Below are 19,357 nucleotides of genomic sequence, written 5' to 3' on the forward strand. Positions count from 1 at the left end.
TGGCAACATTTCTGAAACACGATGGAAAAATGCCCATGATAATATAGAAAGGAGCTATAATTATAATTATGACGAACTCAACAGGCTCAAAAAAGCCACGTTTAGGGCAAGTATCAATAACGATAAATATACCGAAGGCCCTATAGCCTACGATAAAAATGGCAATATCATAAGCTTAACACGTAATGGGCAAAAAAGCGATAATAGTTTTGGCCTGATAGATAATTTAGCATATACCTATTTCCCTTACAGCAACAGGCTAAAAAGTGTTATTGACGATGCAGGTAATATTGCAGGCTTTAATAATGGTACAAGTGGCACAGGCGACGATTACAAGTACGATGCCAGCGGCAACATGACAAAAGACCTTAACAAAAATATAGGCGAAACACCCGATGAAGAAATAGCGTACAATTACCTTAACCTGCCCACAAAAGTAATTGTAGATGCCACCCATACGGTAGAATATACATATGATGCAGCAGGGTCAAGATTGCAAAAGAAGGTGACCAATGGTAGCGGTAATGTAACTACCACACTATATGCAGGAGGGTTTCTATATGAAAATAGCGTATTGCAATATTTTGGGCATACCGAAGGTTATGCAAGGCGCGAAACCTCAGGAAGTTTTTCATACATTTACCAGTACAAAGACCATTTGGGTAATGTGCGGTTAGCCTATTGGAAGAATACACAAACCAACGCTTTAGAAATTATAAGTACCAATAACTATTATGCTTTCGGCATGGAGCATAAGGGTTACGGTGTTGCGTTATCCACTAATCCTGCTCAGAAAATTAAGTTTAACAGTAAAGAACTACAGGATGAATTACAACTAAACTGGTACGATTATCAGGCGCGCAATTACGATTCTGCTCTTGGAAGGTGGTTTAACATTGATCCGCTTGCAGAAACTTCAAGAAGGTTCTCCCCATACACATACGCTTTAAATAATCCTATATATTTTATAGACCCGGATGGGATGCAAGCAACTGGATCAGATGAAATTCTTGATACAGGCGATTTTGAAGTATCCGTAGATATTGGTTACGGTCGTATGAGAAAAACAAGTCAAATTAGTGGATCTATTAGCTATAGTGGCGCAGATGTAAAATTAAGTAAGAGTGGGCAAGCTAAATTTGATAGAGCGGCAGAAAAAGATCAAGAATTAAGTTTAAGAGATAGATTCCAGAAGGATAAAAATGGTAAGTATATAGTAGATCCTGATGCAAAACCTGATTTTAGTGATAAAGGTATACAAAAAATTAATGGCGCGGTTACAGGATTAGCTGACGCATACAAAGATGGTGGCAAGCCTGAAGTGGAATTTTATGATGTAGGTGATACAGGAGATGCTACAACTGAAGGTATAGTGAAGTTAAATCGTACACAAATATTAACAAATTATAGGTACGCAAGTGTATTATTTCATGAATATAGACACCAGTGGCAGTACATATCATTTAATGGAAATGAAAGTATGTTCACCTATTGGGAACGTCTGTATAGTTCAGGGTATCTTGGAGATGGAGGAGTATGGGCAAGAATTGAACTTGATGCCTATGCGTTTCAGTATCGTATGGGTGATCACGATTCAGAAGTGCATAGTCGTATGTCTAAGTATTTTGAATATATGGTGTCGCAATTTTGGAATAAAAAAAAATAATATCATGAAAACATTAATTACATTAATTATGTTGGTTGCTTTTTGTAGCTGTACCAAACATAAGGAGGAAATAGAACTTAAATTAGAAAATGACACAATTATAGCATGCTCAAATGAAAATTGTGGCATTGTCAATATTATTAAATACTCTATAACAAACAATTCTGACAATTTCTATTATATTAATAATATATGTATTGATAAGGGAGTTTTCAAGAGAGCCATATATTCAGATGGTGTCAACCTTCAAATTTACAATCAGTTTGATAAAGAAATAAAGTATAATTCCAACACAAATTATCCTAAGAAAGAAAACAATATCTATTCTTATTTAATAGAAAACGCTAGCATTCTCGAAAAAAGTCTTGATTATGATAATCAAGTAGGTTTCTACAGAAATTTCGGTTATAAAAATTTTTATATATACCCAGGAGAAACTATTTATTTTGAATATTCATTGAATTTAAATAGCACTGTTGGGTATGAAGCCGTTCGAGTTGGACTTATAAGTTTGGATAAAAGGGAAGATTATAAAGCTACAGTTTCAATATCTAGTGATTCTACCAATTATAAAAACATTCTTCCCCGAGACATTTTAAAAACGATTAAGACAAATAAAGTGAAAGTTTATCATGGTATTATCGAATCAAATAAAGTTCCAATAAAAGTTTTGTAAGCAATGAACTCTCTACAGAAATCGTAGTATAAGAGAATTTTAGATAATAACAGAGTTTGACCTCATCGAATCTCCGAAATGAAACCTTAGTTTATGCCATTTAGCATTATTAACATAACAATGTTAAATTTTATTATTAATTTAAATAATGTGAATTCTTTATTGCATTTTATCTTTTTTTAATATTGCCCGGTAGCAAAACCTAACCTTATGACTAAAAAATATATTAAGAAGCTGCCTTCCTTTAATTTACAGGAAATGCTTATTGTACTTGCTATCATAGGAATATTACTCCTTATAGCATTACCTAACCTTATGCCTTTAATTACTAAAGCAAAAAGCGTAGAGGCACAAACACAGCTTAAGGCAATATTTAATGCCGAAAAACAGTACTACTTTATGTACTCTAAATACAGTGCGGATTTTAATGAAATTGAGTTCGATGCGCCAAAAACAATTAAAGACAACGGAACAGCAAATTATGCCTACGAAGTTATAGAGACATCCGATAATACTTTTAAAGCCCGAGCAACGGCTATTAAGGATTTTAACGGAGATGGTGTGTTCAATATATGGGAGATAGACCAGGACGGTAATCCCAAGCAAGTAACAAATGATTGATGTTGCGCTTAAATTTAGCCTTATTGTTGTACTGCTATTAATCTTTTGGCAAGACACTAAAGAAAGGCTTGTGCTCTGGTTTTTATACCCCTTAGTTGGCGTTGTGGCCTATATGTTACATGCAAAGACCATTGGGGTGCTCCCATCTATTGTCAACACGGGCCTGAATTTAGTATTTGTCCTAATCATCCTTTCCATTAGTTACTTATACATAGTGGTGATTAAGAGAAGAAAGTACCTGAATGAAAGTATAGGTGCCGGTGACCTGCTTTTTTTTGTGTCCCTGCCCTTTGCTTTTGCAACGGTAGCGTTTACCTTATTATTTGTCTTTTCCCTGCTCTTCTCGCTATTGTTACATATGATTTTCAAGAATAGGCAAGTTGACAAAACCGTTCCTTTAGCCGGTTATATGGCTTTGTTTTTTGCTACAGTTTACTGTATATCCTTTTTTACTAAACCTCAGTATTTGTTCTCATACTAGCTATGAATGTGAATTTTAATTTACCTACCGAATTACAGCAACTGGTTAATGCCCAGCAGGCATACCATTACCGTATCGTTCCGATAGAAAAAGCTGGTAATACTATTACATTTAAAACAGATAATGAGAATTTAGCCGGATTAAGGTCAGAATTACTCATACTATTAGACCTTGCCGTAGAATTAACAGTTGATACTACTGAAAATATTAACCGCTACCTCTCTACCAACTATAGAAAATCATCAAGTAACCGGGTTTCCGAGATTCATTACTCTAATGACTTTCTGGAGAAAATTTTGTTAAGCGCTAAAGAAACCGGAAGCAGTGATATCCATTTTGAGCATTATGAAATGAAAGCACGCGTTCGCTTTCGATTAGACGGTAAGCTCAAGGAACAGTTTCATTTAAGTTTGGAGGAATACCCTGGTATAGTCAACAAGATAAAAATTCGGGCGCAACTTGATATTTCTGAAAAGCGGCTGCCTCAGGATGGCAGGATTACAGTTACAACCGAATATGAAGATTTTGATGTCAGGGTATCAGTATTACCCACGCTATATGGCGAGAAAATAGTTTTAAGAATACTCAGTAAAGATACCAGCCATATCGAACTGGAGTCGGTTGGTTTTTCAGATGAGGAACTCAAAATATACTTGGAGAGTATCAGGAAACCCAACGGGATTATTTTGGTATCAGGACCAACGGGTTCCGGTAAGACTACAACATTATATGCCACTTTAAAAAAGTTAAACCAGGACGATACCAATATCCTTACAGTTGAAGACCCTATCGAATATACCCTTGAGGGAATCAACCAGGTACAGTTAAAAGAAAATATTGGGCTGGATTTTGCAGCCACGTTGCGCACCTTTTTAAGGCAGGATCCTGATATTATAATGGTAGGAGAGATACGTGATGTAAATACAGCCAATATGGCCATAAGGGCTGCATTAACCGGCCATTTGGTGCTCTCGACTATCCACACCAACTCTGCATGGGCTACAGTGTCAAGGCTTATTGATATGGGTATACCACCTTTTCTGATTGCGAGCACCCTCAATGTCAGTATTGCCCAGCGTCTGGTGCGTAAACTTTGCAATACATGTAAGGTGCAGCAAACTCTGCATGCAGGACTTTTCCCTACAGGATTTATAATACCTGCTGCGCTAACGCATCATTTTGAGGCCGTTGGTTGCGAAGAATGCCACCATACCGGTTACTTTGGCAGGAAAGCCATATATGAGATACTACCTATAGATAAAGAACTCATGGGGCTCATCAAAGCTAATGTGCTTGCGATAGACGACTACCTTGAAAATAAAAAGAAGCAAACGCTAAAAAGCAATGCTATAGACCTTATAAAAAAAGGTGTAACATCAGTAGACGAGGTTTTTGCGCTACTTATGGAATAAAATAATAATGAAGATGGCAGTTATGCCACGAATGAAGAATTATGAGAAGACTATTACTTTGCGGCGTTTTTTTATTGATTTCTCAACTACTACAGGCGCAGGATAGCCCAAGGGTTGAGCAGATCCGTAATCATATTGAGGCTATCGCGGCGGATACACCTGGCCTTATGGAACGCGTAAACATCAAGATCAAGGAAGCACCGCTTTCTGATTTTTTGCTTGCAGTTTCTGAAGTACACAAGGTAAACCTTAGTATTGATCCGGCACTTAAACAGATCAATATTGTTAACAATTTTACAGATGTTACAGTGGCTGACCTGCTTATCTTTTTGTGTAAGCAGTATAACCTCTCGGTAGACTTTACCGGGAATATATTAGCTATTAGCCTTTATCAACTGCCAAAGGAAATCCTTGCTGAAAAAGTTATTGATGTAGCTTACGATCCTAATGAAGATCTCCTAACCCTTAATTTGAAAGATGACAAGCTATATGATGCTTTTAAAAGGATCATGGATGTAAGCGGTAAAAACCTGGTATTTGCACCGGGTATGGAAAACCAATTGCTTACGGTGTACATAAAAAATATGCCTTTTGATGCCGCCTTAAATAAACTGGCTTATGCTAATGACCTTGCTATTTCAAAATCAAGGGATAATTTTTACCTTTTTGATAAGTTTGATAATGCCGGGGCGGCAGCTGTAAGCACCGCCGATAAAGGCGGGGCTGTTCGCCAAAGCAGGCCACAGCGCCAAAGGCGTTCTAACTTCTTCTTTAATATTCTGGATGCGGACAGGCAACTCCTTGAAGTGGATTTTGAGAACACCCCTATCTCCAGTATCATTTATGATATTGGCACCGAATTACAAATCGACATGTTTATTGCCAGCCCGTTAGAGAATGCGGGTAATGCCACCGTAAAAGCAAAGAACATCACTTTCGATGAACTCCTTATTAAGATGTTCCAGTCGAATGCTGCAAATGTGCCAATAGCTGCGAATAAAAATGGGCAACAGCAATTTAGTGATGGAATGAGCAGTGGCACCCCTGTCAGTGCTACAACAGGTGATAACTACACCTTTATGAAGAAAGACAATATTTACTACTTTGGCACTAAGAGCCAGCTTACGGTACGTAATATAAAGTCAATTATGATGATGCACCGCTCTATTGAATTGTTGGGCGACCCGGCAAGTTCAGAAAAAACCGTTGGCAGGACACAAACAAACTTTACCAACTATAACAGTGGCTCCGCAGGTGGCGGCCTTAATAACGGGTTCCAGCAGCAGCAAAACCAACAAAGCCAGAACAGTAGAGGTAACGAGAGCGCTCCGTCAGAATCAATTCTTTCCATTATCCCAGATGAGGCCAAAAAAGACCTTGATATAAAAATAGACAAAGAACTAAACAGTTTTTTGGTAAATGGCCCTGCTGATGCCATACAGCGTTTTGAGTCGTTCATAAAGTATATAGACAAACCGGTACCCGTTATCTTAATTGAGGTAATGTTACTGGAGGTAAGCAGGACAGCAGTAGTAGAAACCGGTATTAGCGCAGGTATAGGTGATAAACCCACTACGACTACCGGAACGGTATTCCCAACGGCAGATATAAATTTAGGCGCCCAGACCATTAACAAGATCATCAATGGTTTTGACGGTTTCGGCTCATTAAATATAGGCTCAGTAGTACCTAACTTTTATTTAAGCCTTAAAGCGCTTGAAACCAACGGTAATATAAAAATACGTTCATCCCCCAGGTTATCTACGCTAAACGGGCATAAAGCAAGCCTTTCTATCGGGGAAACTACCTACTATGTGGTAACCAGCCAGAATTATTACGGCTCTCAAATAACGCAAACATCTGAAATCAAAAACTACCAGCCCATTGATGCCGACTTATCAGTAACTATCAGGCCATTAGTATCGGGCGATGGGCAAATAACCCTTGACATCAAAGTGATACAGTCGAGCTTTAATGGCGAGCGAATTGATGAAGATGCCCCTCCGGGAATTAATTCACGGGAATTCACCTCGATAATAAGGGTAAAAGATCGCGACCTTATTGTACTTGGTGGACTTGAAGAAAAGGTTAAAAATGACTCAGGAAGTGGCGTTCCGCTACTTTCAAGGATACCTATAATTAAATGGCTGTTCAGTTCGCGCAAGCGTGAAGATTCCAGAAAAAAACTTAGTGTACTTATAAAACCAACCGTTATCTATTAATGGCTGCACGTGTAGAAAATATGCTTTTGGGAAAGCAATATGTAGCTTTAGAATTCTTTTCTTTAAACCGTCAGGATAAAATTGCCTTCCTGTTGGTGCAAAAGAAAAAGAACGAACTTGTTATTGCCCAAAAGGAAATTTATAACAATATCGAGGATCTGTTCTTGCAAAAATCAAAATTCCCTACTGCACTTATCATAAATAATGAGCACGTGCTGCAAAAAGAAGTACTGGGTACCGATAGCAGCGATAAAAAACTATTGCACAAGGCCTTCCCAAATTTGCAGGCTGATGATTTTTATTATGAAATATGGAGGCGCGATACATCGTCTTTGGTAGCTATTTGCAGAAAGACCTACGTAGATAAATTACTTACCGATATGGAAGACGGATTTAGGGTAGCTGCAATCAGTTTAGGTAATTGTGCGATATCGGTCCTTTCACAATTTGAATTACCGCCGGCGTTAGCAACTAATACAAGCATACTTGATCTCGATCAGGAAAATATAATTACAGGTGGGTTGCCTGAAAACAAAGACTATACTATTAATGAGCTTAATGTGCCCAACACTCATATTTTAGCTTTCAGTGGGGTTCTATCCTTACTACTACCAACCGCGACAACAGGTAGTCTTTGGGAACTGGGGACCATAATTCATGAAACGTTTAAACAGAAAACTTTTTTTGAAAAAGGATTAAAAACGGCGATTGTAGTTATCCTTACCTTACTCCTTATAAATTTTTTCCTTTTCTCGCACTATTTTAAAAAGGCAAGTGAAATTGCAGAAACAGTAGCCCTAAACAAAGCGGGGATTGAAAATATAACCAGGATTAAAAAAAGGATAAAAGATAAAGAACAACGCCTTGAAAGTTTTACAGGTGCTACCGTTTCTGCAAGTTCTTTGGCAATCAATCAACTGGTTAAAGATATACCGGCATCACTGCTTTTATCAAGTATTGTATATCATCCGCTTGAAAAGAAGGTAAAAGCAGATGAAGTGATTATGGCTACCGACAGCCTTATTGAGATTTCAGGTTCCTCTTTAAGTAACCTGGCATTTACAAACTGGGTTGAGAGTATTGAAAAAATGAACTGGGTTGGAAAAGTCACCATCAATTCTTTTGGGAAGGATGCTGAGGGCAATACCGTTTTTTCAATAAGCATAACCGTACAGAAATGAAGCTGAATAAAAAAAATAAAATATTACTACTTGGGTTTTGCATTGTGCTTTACATATGCTATGCATTTGCCTTTTCCAATACCTGGGAATATTACAGCCAATATACAACGCAAAGGGAACTTACTGATACTGGTTTAAACGACCCTGCCTACTTACAGAATTTGTTGCAAAAAGAAAAACAACTGGATAAGGTATTATCCCAATATACAAATACCACCGACGCGTCCTTCCAAAATGAACTACTCAGGCAACTGAGTATTTTAAGCAGCAGGGATAGGCTTAAAATAGTAGATTTTAAGGAGCCGCACACTTTTGTAGAGAAAAATATCAGGACGAATAGTTATGTGTTTTCCCTTCAGGGAAGCTTTAATGGGATACTTTTACTAATTAATAGCCTTGAAAATAATCCTTCACTAGGATATGTTAAAACTATAACCTTCATAAAAAAGAAAAATTATAGGACTGGGGAGGATTACCTCACTGGGGAAGTTATCCTTCAAAAAAGTGAGACGGTTAAGGAAAGGGATAATGATAAAAATTACAATAAATACTAATGAAAAAGATATTATTTGTGCTGCTGGTTATTACCGGTTGCCAAACAACCTGTATAAAAGACAAGACCTATAAAGTCTCAGAAGCTACAATAGAATTAGGTACTATCGGAAGGGCCAGTTCAATGTATGATTTAGATAATGGTTTCTCCATACATTCCATTCCAATATTGCAAAACAAGATCAGGCTGGATATCCAGGTACTGCCCTTTACAAAAGCCATCAATAAAATATATATAAATAAAACTGCAACAAATCCTTCTGTAATAAAAGTTAACTATGCAGATAGCCTGCCTGTTAAACCGGAATATATAACAGTTTCTATTATGGATCGTACAGGCTTTGCTAACGAGCTCAATGCAGAATACAACGGAGATATTGCAACATACCTGAAAGACACTAAAAAAACGGTTGCCATAACCGGTATGGCATTGGTACTGCCTGGCGAAGAACTGGCGAAAATTAAATCGGCTGATGCATACTACCTTTTAAACAGCCAGGATAAAAAGTACACCATTGCACTTTATAAGGCCGGTAAAAAAACAGAAACTATTGAATTAGGGAGCAGCATACCACTTGCCTATACCTTGGGCAAATTTTGCTGGGCTGTTAACGATAGGCAGCAATGGTACATTGGCGAGATCGTAGAAGATAACAAGAGCTGTAAAGGCAACACTAAGACCCGTGTAGAGGATAAGGAAGAGAAAAATTTATTTAAATTATAAGCAGCCATGAAAAAAATACTACTGCTACCGATGCTACTGCTTTTGGTTTTCTCGTGTGAGGAGATCTTATTGGAGGACGATATTACGGATGAAACTGTAAATTTGGTTGCTCCGGTAGATGATGCCGAATTTTATTCTACCGGCATAACATTTACGTGGGACCCTATAGAGAACGGCACCCAATACAGGATACAAATTGCAAGGCCCAATTTTACTGCCCCATTACAAATTATTACCGACAATGTTGTCGATACCACCTCGTTCACAACCCAGTTAAATGTCGGTGATTATGAGTGGCGTGTTAAGGCAGTAAACAGCGGGTACGAAACTGCTTATTCCACCAGGTCATTAAAGGTGTTGAGCAATGAAGATTTCCAGAATAATTCGGTAACACTATCATTGCCTGCAAATAACGCAATTACAAATGTTGCCTCACAAAATCTTGTTTGGCAGCAGGTAATTGGCGCTACTGGCTACCATATACAGATAGTAAATACCCAATCTAACACTTCGGTATTAGAACAGGATACTAATGGTACTACGTTTACTTATTTATTTCCCGAAGGGAGCTACCAGTGGAAAGTAAGGGCCGGCAATGGTGACCAAAACACATTATACTCATCGCGCACTATTTTAGTAGACCATACTGCCCCCAACACGCCCCAGCTAACTTTACCGGCTAACCTAACCAATACCTCAAATAACGATGTAACTTTTCAATGGAACAGGGTTGCTATTGCCGGAAGCGTCGAAAAAGACAGTATTTATATTTATAATAACAACACCCTTACTGACCTTGAATATAAAAACGAACAAACCAGCCCTTACAACACGGCCACGCTGGGAGATGGTGCCTATTTTTGGTTTGTTAAAGCGTTTGATGCGGCCGGAAATGTAAGCCAGCAAAGCAGTGTGTTTAGCTTTACGCTTAATTAAAAGATGAAAAATAAAAGAAATACCTACATACTATTATCGGCGGTGCTCCTTATATGGGGTTTGCTGGTATACCAGTTTTTTTCTTTTACATCAGGCGAAGCCGTCCAGGAAGCCATAACTACAAATTTAAAGGTTACGCCATTAGCTGTAAAAGAAAGGGATAGTATCGCTATTAATGTAAATTATCGCGATCCTTTTTTGGGCAAAGCCTATTTGCCGATAGATCCTAATATGAGAACAGCTGGTACTAAGAAAAAAGCAATGCCCAAAGAGACAGTTAACTGGCCATCTGTGGTTTACAAGGGTATCGTGTCTGATAGTAAAGATAAAAAAAAGGTGTTCATGGTTATTATTAACGGGCAAACGTATCTGATGCGCCAGAAAGATACTGAACAGCAAATTATCCTAAAAAATGGTAACCGGGAATACATAGATGTATTATACAAGGGGAACACGAATAAAATACTAATACAGCAATAAGTTGAAGATTAACTGGCAACATAAGTTACGCTCTGGGGCTTTACAATTTACTGTTTTTATATCGGTAGTTATTGCTTTGGTCCTTGCCGGTGCCTTATTGCTTGCCTACACACACCGCTTTTTTTTGGAACAATCTAAAGCTATTGTAAATAATATCCAGTTAGCTGATACTGGTATAGCGGCACTCCTTGATCAGCAAAAAATAGGGCCAGACACGATTTTGTTAAGCATTCCTGATGTCCCTGAAAATCAAAAAGTGACAACCCATCTTTCGCATTGGGGACTTTTTGAAAAAGCATTTGTAGAGGCTAAGCAAGGGAACAAAATATTTATAAAATGTTGTTTAATGGGCTGTAGTATGACTACAGAAAACCGGCCAGCGTTATACCTTAGAGAAACGTTTAAACCACTTGCTGTTGTTGGCGCTACACATATTGACGGTACTGCCTATCTGCCCGAGCAGGGCATCACTACGGGCAGTCTTGCCGGACATAGCTATTACGGCAGCGAGTTGATCTTTGGCGTGGTAAAAAAAAGCACTGATAGTTTACCTAAATTGAAATACGACTATAAGGCAGAACTTAACTATTACCTCAAAGAATTTATGCCGGTAGCAGATAAAGATTTTATTCCGGTGCACTCAAAGGTTAATCTAACAAATTCCTTTAAAGATCCTGTGAAAGGGTATGTTTCGGAAGGCCCCATTGTATTAGCAAATGTTACTCTAACCGGGAATATTGTAATACGGTCGGCCCAAAAAATAACGATACGAAAGACAGCGCTACTAAAAGATATAATTATAAGTGCCCCTGTAATTATAATTGAAGATGGCGTTGATGGCAATTTTCAGGCAATAGCATCCGAAACTATAAAAGTGGGCAAAAATTGTCAACTACAGTATCCTTCGGCACTTGTTTTGTCCTACGATGGCGTTCAAACCGGTGATGGAAATGAACTGTTCAATAATAAAATAGCTGTAGATTCCGGTTCAACTGTTCGTGGATCGGTGTGTTATCTGGGCACTCTTACCGACTCCAATTTTAAGGTCAATATCTACATAAGCAATGACACGGCAATTAAAGGAGATATTTATTGCCAAGGCAATTTGGAGCTTAGGGGTAAAGTAGAAGGGACAGTTTATACTAATCAATTTATTACTAATGAGGGTGGTACAATATATGTAAACCATTTATATGATGCCGCTATAACAAGCAAAGACCTACCCGAGAATTTTGGCGGTATTTTGTTGGCGAACCAAACTAAATCGGTCATGAAATGGCTTTATTAACAAAATTAAGATCGGCAACTTTAATTGAGGCCCTTGTGGCTACAGTGCTTATTGTTGTAGTTTTTATTGTAGCCAGTTTGGTACTTAACAACCTGCTATTTAACTCCTTTTCCCGTAACACACATGCTATAAAGAACAGGCTTTTCGAATTGGAATACAGTGCGCAACACAATACCATACAATTACCCTATTCTGAAGAGTTCAAAAACTGGCATGTTGAACTGATAAAACAAGAGCAACAGGGGAAACAATGGTTAAAAATTATGGCGGTAAACAATGCAAATAACAAAGAAATAATAAGAAATCAGTTATGCACACTGCAAAAGTAAAATCATTTACACTCTCTGAAATGCTGGTGGTAATGATCATTACTGCCATTGTGGTAGGTATGGCCTTTAGTGTTCTTAGCCTGGTACAAAAGCAGGTATATATCATCAAAAGGAATTTTGATAAAACAACAGAATTATCATTGCTGGAGCAAAGGCTTTGGCAGGACTTTAACTCGCATAACACCCTTGATTATCACGATCGAAAACTAGTTGCCCTGTCGAATACTGACACAGTAACCTATTCTTTTTCAGAAAATTTTGTGTTGCGAAACATGGATACAATATATGGCAATTTACAAATAGAAAAGCTGTTATTTAATGGGCGTGAAGTAAAATCAGGATATATTGATGCAATTGGTATATCAGCAGAGGCGGAAATACCGGGTTATTCTTTTTTTGTTTTTTCCACTCCCGATGCAACCCTAAACATGAATAAGGATGGCTTTTAAATTAGACAATATTCCGGCAGCGAAAGTTAAAAATAATACCGGCAGCGAGATAGAGCGTTTACTCAAAAAAGAGATCACTCTTTTTGGCGGTGGGTTTAACAATAAAAAAAAACAGTCTTTTTATCTTGAATTAGGTGTGCTTTTAAAAGCAGGCATTACTATAAAAGAAGCCCTGACGCTTATCGTAGATTCTTTTAAAAAGCAGGCCGATAAAGAATTGTTTGAAACCGTTTTACAACAGGTTGTAAACGGGAAGCCCTTTTCAGATGCATTGTTTGCTTCAAAACAATTTTCCGAGTATGAATACCACTCGTTAAAAATTGGTGAAGAGACAGGTACTACTGCGCGCGTATGCCGGGAGTTAGGAGTGTTTTTTGAACGCAAGAACGAGCAGCGTCGTATCGTGATCGCTGCCCTTACTTATCCCGGAATAGTATTTTCTACCGCAATTTTAGTTGTGTTCTTCATGCTTAGTTATGTTGTGCCGATGTTTGAAGGTATCTTTAAACAAAATCAGATGGAACTCCCGGCCCTTACCCGGATTATTATGAAGATGTCAGCACTTACCCAAACTTATGGGCTGGTGATCTTTATCGTTATTATCGGGTTATTTTTTGCCAGCCGTTTTTTAAAGGACAATCATACATATCGTAAAACCCTGCATTATTCAATGCTTAAGATACCTGTTTTAGGCCCATTTACAGCAAAGGTTTACCTTGCACAGTTCACACAGGCAGTAACATTATTAACCTCGTCTAAAGTGCCTATCCTTAACAGTATCCAGATGGTACGGCAAATGATACAGTTCGTTCCTTTGCAGGATGACTTGCAAAAGGTGGAAGAAGATATTCTCAAAGGAAGTAGCCTTAGCGAGAGCCTGAAGCAAACCAGGCTCTTTGACCGAAGGATAATTTCACTAGTAAAAGTAGCCGAGGAAACCAACCAGACTGAATTTGTTTTTAACCAGCTTAACGAGCAATACAATCAGGAAGTTATCCAACAATCCAAAGTAATGTCTACGGTTTTGGAACCTCTGATAATTTTATTTGTTGGCGGCATTGTAGCCGTTTTACTTATCGCGATGTATTTACCTATGTTCCAATTGAGCAGTGCTATTGGGTAAATACGAACTAACCTAATCCTTTAGGGTTTCCCTGATCTCAGTAATACCTCTTTGCAGTTGTAAAAACATTTCCGTAATTGATTCAGGGCTGAGGTCATCAGGTGTGAATTCTTTTGTAGCAATGCTACAGGTATATTCCCAGATCTCTAATACTTCAGAGATCCTGATCTCATACGGCTTATAAAACGAATTGTCGGATTGCAGGGTTAGTTTTTTTGCTCCGCTACGGATCAGCCTTTTGTAAACGATACCCTCACTTTTGGTAAGCAGCACATAGGTCTTACCATCCAGTACATCCCCTAAATTCTCAATATACCTGCCAACGATAAAGGAACCATCCTTGTGCGGCGGCATGGAATCGCCTTCTACCGGGAATGCCCTGAACTTGCCATTTTTCAAAAAAGGCAGGGTAAGGTGTTGCAGGCTCTCTATAAATTCCGGGTCACTATAGCTGCTTAAATAACCGGCTTTAGCTTTATGGGGTATTACCTCGATAACATTATCACCATTGGAGTCTACAGTTATGGGTAGCAAAATTCGGTTGTCATCCAGCTTCAGCAATTTTTCAAAATCGACCTTACGGACATCTACCGAGAGCAGCAGGTCAATGCTGCAATGGTAATATCGGGATAGTTTAAGCAACGCATCATGTGGGGCTTCACTATACCCCAATTCATACTTGGCATAGTTGGAACGCGGAATGCCGGTGGCCTCTGCCACCTTATCCTGGGAGACTTTTTTCTCTGTACGCAAGAAACGAATATTATCTGAAAATAAGGACATAATAATTTTGTTCCGAATTAGAACAGCAAATATATAATTTTATGTTCTGATACGGACTAATTTTGTCAGGTATTAAATGAGGTGATCATGGACAGGGCAATTGTACATATGGACTTGGATACATTCTTTGTATCCTGCGAGCGGCTAACCAACTCTAAATTAGAGGGTATTCCGCTCATTATCGGCGGTGGCGACCGTGGTGTGGTTGCCTCATGTTCTTATGAAGCGCGCGTCTTTGGCGTACGCGCTGCGATGCCCATGAAGATGGCACTTCGTCTTTGCCCACAGGCAAAGGTCATCAAGGGAGACATGGAACTCTATTCAAAACTGTCCAATACCGTTACCCAGGTCATCGAAGAAAAAGCTCCCGTAATGGAAAAAGCGAGCATCGATGAACATTACCTTGACATTTCCGGTATCGACAGGTTTCATGGTTCGTACAAATGGACCAGCGAACTCGCGGCGTCCGTGACCAAAGAAACTGGCCTGCCGATAAGTTTTGCTTTATCCGTGAACAAAACCGTTTCAAAAATTGCAACCGGTGAGGGTAAGCCGAAAGGCAACCTGCAAATTTCTGAAAATATGGTGCGTCCGTTCCTAAACCCCTTATCCATCCGTAAGATCCCCATGGTGGGAGAGGTTACCTTCACCCTGCTCTCACGTATCGGCATCCGGAATATTGAAACGCTTTCTGAAATGCCTGCCGAGGTCTTGCAACAGATGATCGGCAAGAACGGCGCGGAGTTATGGCGCAAAGCCAACGGCATTGACCTAAGCCCCGTAGAACCCTACAGGGAACGAAAATCATTATCGACCGACCAGACCTTCCATGAAGACACCACAGATATCATTTTCCTTAAAAGCATATTAGCAGGCATGGTTGAAAAGCTCGCGTTTAAGCTGCGCTCTGAGCAGTGGCTGACGTCAACCGTGGTGGTGAGCATCAAATATTCCAACTTTGACACCGAGACAAAGCAATGTAAGGTGCCTTATACCTCGGCAGACCATACTTTGGTGCGTGTGGTAAAAGAACTCTTTGACAGGTTGTACCAGCGCCGCATGACCCTGCGCAAGGTGGGCATCCAGTTTGGCGGGCTGGTACGCGGAACTTACCAGATCAACATATTCGAGGACACACAAGAAATGATGGCGCTTTACCAGGCGATGGACAAAATGAAAAAGCGCTTTGGTTTTGATGCAGTAGCCCGTGGTGCCGGCATTTTTTTAAAGAGTAAATAAGATGTACCTCAATTGCCATTCCTACCACAGCCTGCGTTATGGCACCATTCCTTTGCAGGATCTGGTACAGCAGGCTGCTGCCTGCAAAGTTTCGGCAATGGCGCTTACCGATATCAATACGGTAACAGGTATCTATGATTTTATTAAACTCTGTAAAGCGGCAGGCATTAAACCTCTTGTAGGTATGGAATTCCGCTGCAACCATGTAATGCGCTACATTGGCCTTGCCAAAAACCGCGAAGGGCTTGGTAAAATGAACCGCTTTCTGACCAGGCACAATTTCGATGATACCCCGCTGCCGCTAATTGCACCGGCTTTTGAAAATGTTATCGTAATCTACCCACTGGATAATGCCCCGGCTGTTCTACAGGATTATGAGTACATCGGTATCAGGCCAGACGAATTGTTGCTATTGTTTCATGAAAAATGGACCAGCAGGCTTGATAAAATGGTGGCTTTGCAGCCGGTAACTGTTCGGGGCAAAGATGAATTTAACCTCCATAAAATACTTCGCGCCATTGACCTGAATATCCTGGGTTCAATGCTTAAGGAAAATGACTATTGCAATGCCTCTGAAATGATGATTCCACAGGAGGCATTACTGGAAAAATACAGCAACTATCCTTCGATCACTAATAATACGCAAAACGTAATTGACCAATGCCATTTTGAATATGAATTTGGCATCCCGCGTAATAAGAAATACTACACCGAAAACCGGAAAACCGATATACAGCTTTTAACACGGCTGGCTGAGCAAGGAATGGTCAAAAAATATGGGGCTAACAATGCCGCTGCCAAAGCCCGTGTTGCCAGGGAATTGAAGGTTATTGATGAACTTGAATTCAGTGGGTATTTCTTAATCACGTGGGATATTGTCCGATACAGCAATAGTATGGGCTTTATGCACGTAGGGCGTGGCAGTGGTGCAAACAGCATAATCGCGTATTGTCTGGGCATAACTGCAATTTGCCCGTTGGAACTGGACCTGTATTTTGAGCGTTTTTTGAACCTGAACCGTAAAAGCCCGCCGGATTTCGATATTGACTGGAGCTGGAAAGAACGCGACATCATCCTGCAATATATTTTCGACCGCTATGGAGCCGACCATGTCGCTTTTTGCGGCACCAACGTCGAGTTTAAATACCGTTCCATATTCCGTGAAGTTGGTAAAGTGTTCGGGCTGCCCAAAGAGGAGCTCGATATGCTGGCGACCAAACCGATGGAAGCCCATGACAAAAACAAACGGGTGCAGCAAGTGCACAAGTACGGCAAAATGCTGGAAAAGTTCCCCAACCAGCGCAGCATGCACTCCTGTGGCATCATTATATCCGAAGAGCCCATTACTAACTTTACAACACTTGAAATGCCGCCAAAGGGCTTTCCTATTGTGCAGTTCGATATGCATGTGGCAGAAGATATTGGTTTTGAAAAGTTCGATATCCTGAGCCAGCGCGGCCTCGGCCATATTGATGAGGCGGTACGTATCATTGAAAAGAACCGTGGTGTAAAAGTTGATATCAGCGACACCAGCATTTGTATCGATGAAGCAAAATGCAATGAATACCTGAGCAAAGGATGGACGATTGGCAACTTTTATATTGAAAGCCCTGCCATGCGTGGGTTGCTGCGCAGGCTATTGTGTAAATCTTACAGGATTCTGGTCGCCGCATCCTCCATTATCCGCCCCGGCGTGGCGCAAAGCGGGATGATGACCGAGTACATTTTTAGGCATAACAACCCAGACAAGTTTGAATATTTCCACAAAGTATTTGAAGAGCAGCTCGGTGAAACCTATGGTATCATGGTTTACCAGGAAGATGTGATCAAGATCGCCCTGCATTACGGTGGGCTGCCTGCCGAAGACGGCGATATATTGCGAAGGGCGATGAGCGGAAAAGGCCGTTCGAAAGACGCGCTGCAAAAAGTAAAAGACCATTTCTTTGAATGCTGTGCTGCGCAAGGCCACCCACTGGAGCTGAGCCAGGAGATCTACCGACAGATCGAATCCTTTGCCGGGTATTCGTTTTGTAAGGCGCATTCGGCTTCTTATGCCGTGGAGAGCTACCAGAGCCTGTACCTGAAAGTGTATTACCCTGTAGAGTTCATGGTCGCGGTCATCAACAACCAGGGTGGTTTTTACCGCACAGAGGTTTATGTACATGAGGCGAGGATGTCAGGGGCTGTCATCCATAATCCCTGCGTTAATAAAAGCGAGTATGAAGCTACGCTGTACGGCGTGGATGTCTATCTTGGGTTCATGCACCTTGACGGGCTTGAAAGCAAATTGGCAAGTGCCATTATCGAGGAACGACAGCGTAACGGTGATTACTTTTCATTGGAAGATTTCATCAATCGTATGCCCATTGGCATTGAAAGCATCCAGACCCTCATTTTTATAGGCGCGTTCCGTTTTACCGGTAAAACAAAGAACCAGTTATTGGTTATTGCGCGCCTGATCCTTTCAAATTTCAAGCCTGAAGACCGCGCCCTAAAGCTGATCCAGGAACCGGTTAAAGAATACAAATTACCGGCATTAGAACGCTCTGCTTTCGAGGATGCCTTTGATGAGATCGAGCTGTTAGGCTTTCCAGTATCCTGCTCGCCTTTCGACCTCTTACAAACGCGCTCACGCGGGGATGTGATGGCAAAGGATCTGTTAAGCTTCCATAAAAAACAGGTACGCATGATCGCTTACCTTGTGTCCCGCAAGCACGTGCCGACCGTGCGCGGTGAGATGTATTTTGGGACCTGGGTGGACGTAAATGGAGAATTCTTTGATACGGCCCACTTCAATAATGTACTGAAAGCATATCCTTTTCAAGGGCCCGGATGTTACCTGCTTTTAGGGAACGTGGAGGTAGACTACCATTTTCCAACCATCACCATTACCAAAATGGCAAAGCTTCCCTTTATCCCTGATCCGCGTTATTCAAATGCCAATGAGCGGCAATATAAGGCGCACGGGCAGCTTCGCGAGGATATCAGCATGACCGACCGCGCCCCATATCCTCAGGAACAAGCGATTGGCCTGCCGCGCCACAAAATGAAAAAAGCTTAAATTTGTAAAACGCACCAAAAAAAATATAATATTTAAGATGAGTTCAAAGGAGCACACAGGCTTTAAATGCACGGAACCATGTCTACCCAAAAGCATTGGCAGAGATCAAAAATGGTAAAAAGGTTAGCCGTTGA

The 19,357-nt window shown here is 40.3% G+C and carries 17 protein-coding genes; 16 read left to right on the forward strand and 1 reads right to left on the reverse strand.

Features of this window, described 5'->3' with window-relative positions:
• The 14 genes from FMM05_RS00005 to FMM05_RS00075 form a co-directional block, all read left to right on the forward strand.
• Nucleotides 1-1,666, forward strand: a 1,666-nt coding sequence (locus tag FMM05_RS00005; protein ID WP_143371294.1) for an RHS repeat domain-containing protein, incomplete at its 5' end; no start/stop codon positions are given.
• 4 nt (nucleotides 1,667-1,670) lie between these two features.
• Entirely contained in the window at nucleotides 1,671-2,342 is a 672-nt protein-coding gene (locus FMM05_RS00010) for a hypothetical protein (protein WP_143371295.1), read from the forward strand.
• Between the two features lie 210 nt (nucleotides 2,343-2,552).
• Nucleotides 2,553-2,963, forward strand: coding sequence for a prepilin-type N-terminal cleavage/methylation domain-containing protein (locus tag FMM05_RS00015; protein ID WP_143371296.1), 411 nt, complete (start codon nucleotides 2,553-2,555; stop codon nucleotides 2,961-2,963).
• Between the two features lie 483 nt (nucleotides 2,964-3,446).
• On the forward strand, nucleotides 3,447-4,856 hold the full coding sequence (locus FMM05_RS00025) for a GspE/PulE family protein (RefSeq protein WP_143371298.1): 1,410 nt from the start codon (nucleotides 3,447-3,449) through the stop codon (nucleotides 4,854-4,856).
• 41 nt (nucleotides 4,857-4,897) lie between these two features.
• Nucleotides 4,898-7,078 carry a type II secretion system protein GspD gene (locus FMM05_RS00030; protein WP_143371299.1) on the forward strand — a complete coding sequence of 727 codons (2,181 nt, stop codon included), beginning with the start codon at nucleotides 4,898-4,900 and terminating at the stop codon, nucleotides 7,076-7,078.
• The gene (locus tag FMM05_RS00035) at nucleotides 7,078-8,259 is read left to right on the forward strand and encodes a general secretion pathway protein (protein ID WP_143371300.1); all 1,182 of its coding nucleotides are present in this window, start codon (nucleotides 7,078-7,080) and stop codon (nucleotides 8,257-8,259) included. The genes FMM05_RS00030 and FMM05_RS00035 overlap by 1 nt, the downstream gene beginning before the upstream one ends.
• Entirely contained in the window at nucleotides 8,256-8,813 is a 558-nt protein-coding gene (locus FMM05_RS00040; RefSeq protein WP_143371301.1) for a general secretion pathway protein, read from the forward strand. The genes FMM05_RS00035 and FMM05_RS00040 overlap by 4 nt, the downstream gene beginning before the upstream one ends.
• Complete coding sequence (locus FMM05_RS00045; RefSeq protein WP_143371302.1) at nucleotides 8,813-9,535, forward strand: hypothetical protein; 723 nt, start codon at nucleotides 8,813-8,815, stop codon at nucleotides 9,533-9,535. The genes FMM05_RS00040 and FMM05_RS00045 overlap by 1 nt, the downstream gene beginning before the upstream one ends.
• Before the next feature lie 6 nt (nucleotides 9,536-9,541).
• The gene (locus tag FMM05_RS00050; protein ID WP_143371303.1) at nucleotides 9,542-10,471 is read left to right on the forward strand and encodes a hypothetical protein; all 930 of its coding nucleotides are present in this window, start codon (nucleotides 9,542-9,544) and stop codon (nucleotides 10,469-10,471) included.
• A 3-nt stretch (nucleotides 10,472-10,474) separates the two neighbouring features.
• Nucleotides 10,475-10,951 (forward strand): hypothetical protein, encoded by a 477-nt coding sequence (locus tag FMM05_RS00055; protein ID WP_143371304.1) that lies wholly within the window; start codon nucleotides 10,475-10,477, stop codon nucleotides 10,949-10,951.
• Nucleotide 10,952: 1 nt separating this feature from the next.
• Entirely contained in the window at nucleotides 10,953-12,239 is a 1,287-nt protein-coding gene (locus FMM05_RS00060; protein WP_143371305.1) for a polymer-forming cytoskeletal protein, read from the forward strand.
• The gene (locus FMM05_RS00065) at nucleotides 12,227-12,568 is read left to right on the forward strand and encodes a hypothetical protein (protein ID WP_143371306.1); all 342 of its coding nucleotides are present in this window, start codon (nucleotides 12,227-12,229) and stop codon (nucleotides 12,566-12,568) included. The genes FMM05_RS00060 and FMM05_RS00065 overlap by 13 nt, the downstream gene beginning before the upstream one ends.
• On the forward strand, nucleotides 12,550-13,017 hold the full coding sequence (locus FMM05_RS00070) for a PulJ/GspJ family protein (protein ID WP_143371307.1): 468 nt from the start codon (nucleotides 12,550-12,552) through the stop codon (nucleotides 13,015-13,017). Before FMM05_RS00065 ends, FMM05_RS00070 begins: the two co-directional genes overlap by 19 nt.
• Nucleotides 13,007-14,140: a type II secretion system F family protein gene (locus tag FMM05_RS00075; protein WP_143371308.1), complete on the forward strand. Its 1,134-nt coding sequence runs from the start codon at nucleotides 13,007-13,009 to the stop codon at nucleotides 14,138-14,140. Before FMM05_RS00070 ends, FMM05_RS00075 begins: the two co-directional genes overlap by 11 nt.
• A gap of 12 nt (nucleotides 14,141-14,152) precedes the next feature.
• Here the strand turns inward: FMM05_RS00075 and FMM05_RS00080 are convergent, their stop codons facing one another.
• Complete coding sequence (locus FMM05_RS00080; protein WP_143371309.1) at nucleotides 14,153-14,923, reverse strand: XRE family transcriptional regulator; 771 nt, start codon at nucleotides 14,921-14,923, stop codon at nucleotides 14,153-14,155.
• An 87-nt stretch (nucleotides 14,924-15,010) separates the two neighbouring features.
• On the opposite strand from FMM05_RS00080, the gene dinB reads away from it, so the two are divergent.
• On the forward strand, nucleotides 15,011-16,162 hold the full coding sequence (gene dinB / locus FMM05_RS00085; RefSeq protein ID WP_143371310.1) for a DNA polymerase IV: 1,152 nt from the start codon (nucleotides 15,011-15,013) through the stop codon (nucleotides 16,160-16,162).
• A gap of 1 nt (nucleotide 16,163) precedes the next feature.
• Complete coding sequence (locus FMM05_RS00090) at nucleotides 16,164-19,223, forward strand: DNA polymerase III subunit alpha (RefSeq protein WP_143371311.1); 3,060 nt, start codon at nucleotides 16,164-16,166, stop codon at nucleotides 19,221-19,223.
• The last annotated feature ends 134 nt before the right edge of the window (nucleotides 19,224-19,357 follow it).

The sequence above is a fragment of the Flavobacterium zepuense genome (assembly GCF_007097145.1).
In the GTDB taxonomy this organism is placed as follows: Bacteria; Bacteroidota; Bacteroidia; order Flavobacteriales; family Flavobacteriaceae; genus Flavobacterium; species Flavobacterium zepuense.